The organism is Flavobacterium sp. ASW18X, from assembly GCF_005144745.1.
In the GTDB taxonomy this organism is placed as follows: domain Bacteria; phylum Bacteroidota; class Bacteroidia; order Flavobacteriales; family Flavobacteriaceae; genus Croceivirga.
Genome location: NZ_SWKK01000043.1, coordinates 1 through 4,711, shown reverse-complemented (window position 1 = coordinate 4,711; position 4,711 = coordinate 1). Strand labels below are relative to the sequence as shown.

The window sequence follows — 4,711 nt, the reverse complement described above, 5'->3', positions numbered from 1 at the left end:
CAAGTTGTGGATATAGACAATGATGGAGATTTGGATATTATATCTACTGGATGGAACACTATTATTCCAAGAATCTTTGAGAATAAAACAATAGATGCAAACGCTCCAATAAATGAGAGCCCTATTGTACAGAACCCTGGATTACAATTGTATAATTTAGATTCAGAAATAGTATTGCAAATAGATGCAAGAGACCCAAATTCTGGAGACGTCTTGTCGTATAGCGCGGTTAACCTACCTTCTGGTCTGTCTATAGATGAGACTACAGGTCTAATTTCTGGAACATTAACAGCTGCAGAGGCAAGTTATTTTGTAACCGTAAGGGTAAGTGACCAATTGGATGCTTTTACAGAAATTTCTTTTACAATGGAAGTTGGAGAATTAACACCTATTTTAAGAATTAATGCAGGAGGGGCAGATGTTAATTTTGATGGAGAACAATGGGTGTCTGATATTTATTTCCAAGAAGGAGAAGAATTTAATGCAATTAATGAGATAGCAAATACCGAGAATGATGAGATTTATCAAACGGAAAGAAATTCTAGTGCAGGAGAAAGTATTTTAGTTTATGAAATACCAGTTCCGGAAAATGGCAGGTATGGGGTTAGGCTTCATTTTGCAGAAATTTATCACAATACTGTTGGTGCAAGAGTTTTTGATGTATCTGTCGAAGGTGGTCAAGGCACCTTAAACAACTATGACATTATTGCTACCTCCGGAGGCCAGAATACGGCTGTGGTGGAATCTTTTGCGGTAGATGTTAATGATGGTTATTTAACAATAATTGCAACAGATTATATTGATAGAGCCAAAATATCTGGTATTGAAATTTTAGCTGGAGCAGAAAATAAAGCACCAATTATTATAAACCCAGGAACACAAACGGTATTTACGGATTCAGGAGTTAATATTCAAATAGAAGCTAATGATTTAGGAGACGTCTTAACATATAGCGCTATTGGCCTACCAGAAGATTTAACAATAAGTGAAACTTCAGGATTAATTTCAGGGCAATTGAATGTTCCAGCTGCAACATATCCAATAGAAATAACGGTTACAGATCAGGGTGGACTACAAGATAGTGAAACCTTTGACTTGGTTGTGGCCGAATTTCAAGAAAGCTTATACATCAATGCTGGTGGACCTACAGTTAACTATAATGGTCAAAATTGGATTGCAGATCAATACTTCAATGGAGGGGAATCAGACTTTAGTACCACCAATGCTATAGCAAATACAGATAATGATGAAATTTATCAAACGGAACGTTATAATGGTTCTTTTAATTATGCTATTCCGGTGCCTAATAATGAAGCTTATAGAGTAACCTTGCATTTTGCTGAGTTATTTTTCACAGCTGCTGGAGAGCGAATTTTTAACGTATCCATTGAAGATAATCAGCATCAATTGGATGAATATGATGTATATGTTGCTGCTGGAAATCAGGAATTTACTGCTGTAGAGGAATCATTTATAGTTGATTTAACAGATGGTATTTTAAATGTTGATTTTGAGAGTGTTACAAATTTTGCAAAACTTTCAGGAATTTCTGTAACGCAGTTGGTAAAACCGGTAGCAGTAGCTTCTGCTACCCCAATAAGTGGTAATTGGCCATTAGAGGTAAGTTTTATTGGTAACCAGTCTACAGACGATGGCACCATAGTAGAATATTTGTGGGATTTTAAAGATGGTACCACTTCGACAGAGCAGAATCCTATACACACATTTACTTCTGAAGGTATTTATGAGGTAGAGTTAGTAGTGACAGATAACGATGGGCTACAGCATACCAGTACAGTTGAAATAGAGGTGACCACAAGAGTTAATCAGAATCCTAATGCAATTATTGAGGTGGATACTGAAAACGGTTTTGCTCCATTGACGGTTAATTTTGATGCTAGCAATTCTACAGATAGTGATGGAAATATTGTTTCTTATGTGTGGGATTTTGGTGATGGAACTTCTGCATCAGGTCAAATAGTTAATCATGAATTTGTCAATATTGGGGAGTATACTGTCACCTTAACTGTTGTGGATAATGAAGATGGAGAAGGTATTGTTCAGCAAATAATCACTGTAATAGCTGAAGGAGAAAATCTACCTCCTAGAGCAATTATTGAGGCCAACCCAACAACTGGTGTTGCGCCCTTACCAGTTATTTTTAATGGATCTAACTCTACAGATCAAGACGGTACAATACTAAGTTATGGATGGGATTTTGGTGATGGCAGAACATCTTCAGAAGAAAGTCCTGTAATAACTTTTCAAAACGATGGAGTATATACAGTAACTCTAATGGTAACTGACAACTCAGGAGCTTCAGATACTACGAGTATTGAGATAGAAGTCATGGCAAATCAAGCGCCTTTAGCGGTAATTACAACGGACGGCATTACAGGAAATGCTCCATTTAATGTTGTCTTCAGTGGTGAAGATTCCACAGATGATGCAAATACCATAGTTGACTACGCTTGGGATTTTGGTGATGGGAATGTAGCATCAGGAGTTAATGTGAATCATGTGTTTGAAAACCCTGGGGAATATACGGTAACGTTGACAGTTACGGATAATGTTGGGAATACTAATTTTACTACAGTTACAATTTCGGTGGTTCAAGGATTAATAAACCCCAATGCAGTTATTACTGTAGACACCCAAGAAGGCAATGCTCCATTGTTAATTAATTTCTCAGGAACAGAATCAGAAGATTCAGATGGTTCAATTGTAACTTATTCTTGGGATTTTGGAAACGGTACTACAGCATCAGGAGAAATTGTGTCCTATGAATATACGGAGGTAGGAGAGTACATAGTGAGTTTGACGGTTACGGATAACGACGGTCTAACCGATACGGCAACGGCTGTGGTAAATATTAAGTTTGGACTATCTACCTTAACATTAGATAATGAAATTGCAATCATCCCTAACCCTGCTTCAGGCGGATATACAGATATTGCTCTGGACATTGATGATGAAAGTAAGTTTGTATCTAAAATATTACTGCATGATTCCTCTGGGCGATTAATGAATGTATTCGAAGCTGCAGATCTAATTCCGAGTTCAGATTTTGTCGGTTATAGAATTCCAATTGGTAGTCTAAGAGATGAACTATATTTTGTGACTGTTGAGTTTAACAAAGGGAAGCCAATATCATTGCAGCTATTGGTTAAGAACTAGTTTATTTTAACTTATAATAAAAAGGAGGTGACAATGTTACCTCCTTTTTTTGTATTTAATCCTACTAATCTTTTGATTAATCGAATATTTTAAAGATGTGATTTTTATATGTCTCTATATCAATATATTTGAACGTTCCCCCTAGAATCAGTTGTAGCGTCTTTTGCGTGCAAAAAATATTATTATATTCATTATGGGGATTATTATTTATTGGAATGTTACAAAGGGAGTCAAGAATTTATTTTTTTTGGCAACCTTACTTTTTTCAATTTCTAATTATGGGCAGTTGCCAAGCTCTTTTGAGCAAATAAACTTACTTACCGATTTAGAAAACGCTACCACGTTTAAGATAGCTCCAGATGGTCGTATATTTTTATTAGATAGATATGGGGAGTTAATAGTCTTCAATCCTGAAACACAAACCACACATGTTGCAGGTGAGTTATCGGTTTTTCATGGTTTGGAAGACGGATTGTTGGGTATAGCTTTTGACCCTAATTTTACTAGTAATAATTATGTGTATTTGCATTACTCACCACTAGACACGGTAAAGAATCGTGTCTCTCGTTTTTTAATGGAAGGGGATAATTTAAATCTCAGTTCAGAGGTAGTAGTGATTGAGTGGGATACGCAGCGGGATAATTATTTTCATTCAGGGGGTGATTTAGGTTTTGATTCACAAGGGAATTTATATATAGCTACTGGAGACAACTCTAACCATAGTCCTTATGGTCCATTTAATGAGAACGATTCTAAACAGAGTGCTGAGAACACCTCTTCTAATACTAACGATTTAAGAGGGAAAATACTTCGTATTACACCGCAGTCAGACGGTAGTTACACCATTCCTACTGGTAATTTATTTGCACCAGGAACCCCCAATACTCTACCAGAGATATATGTTATGGGAGCTAGGAATCCTTATCGCATGCATGTAGATGCTGAATTTGACGATTGGTTGTTTTGGGGCGAAGTAGGTCACGATTCAGATGTTGATGGTCCAAATGGCGAAGGGCCAGTAGGTCTGGACGAGATGAATTTGGTTAAAGAGGCAGGTAATTATGGCTGGCCTTATTTTGCAGGTAATGGTATTAATGACCCAAATACGGTTGGCGGTAACGACGATTCTTCTCAATATGCTTTTTTAATAGATTATGCAGTCCCAACGTATTATAACGACCCAGTATCGCCAAAAAATATATCTGTATGGAATACGGGACTCATAGATTTACCACCAGCTCAGCCCGCATGGATGGATTTTTTCCATCAATCTTATATGGCAGGGCCACGTTATAAGTACAATCCAAGTTTAAGCGACCAGCAACGGCTACCAGTAGAATTTGATGGTCGTTTCTTTTTCTATGATTTTAACACGAGCAAAGTATGGTCTGTAGGTATGGATGTTAATGGGGATATTTTGGATACCGAACAATTGGCTCCAGGTGTATTTCCTCAAAACCAAGATGGTTTTATAGATATGGAGATAGGACCAGATGGTTATATGTACATATTGGCATACGGAGCTGGATGTTGC

At 37.0% G+C, this 4,711-nt stretch carries 2 protein-coding genes; both read left to right on the top strand.

Annotated features, from left to right (window positions below; genetic code table 11):
- Nucleotides 1–3,177: PKD domain-containing protein (locus FBT53_RS15870; RefSeq protein ID WP_136952168.1), on the top strand; the 3,177-nt coding region annotated here is incomplete at its 5' end.
- A 247-nt stretch (nucleotides 3,178–3,424) separates the two neighbouring features.
- Nucleotides 3,425–4,711, top strand: a 1,287-nt coding sequence (locus FBT53_RS15865) for a sorbosone dehydrogenase family protein (RefSeq protein WP_169630385.1), incomplete at its 3' end; no start/stop codon positions are given.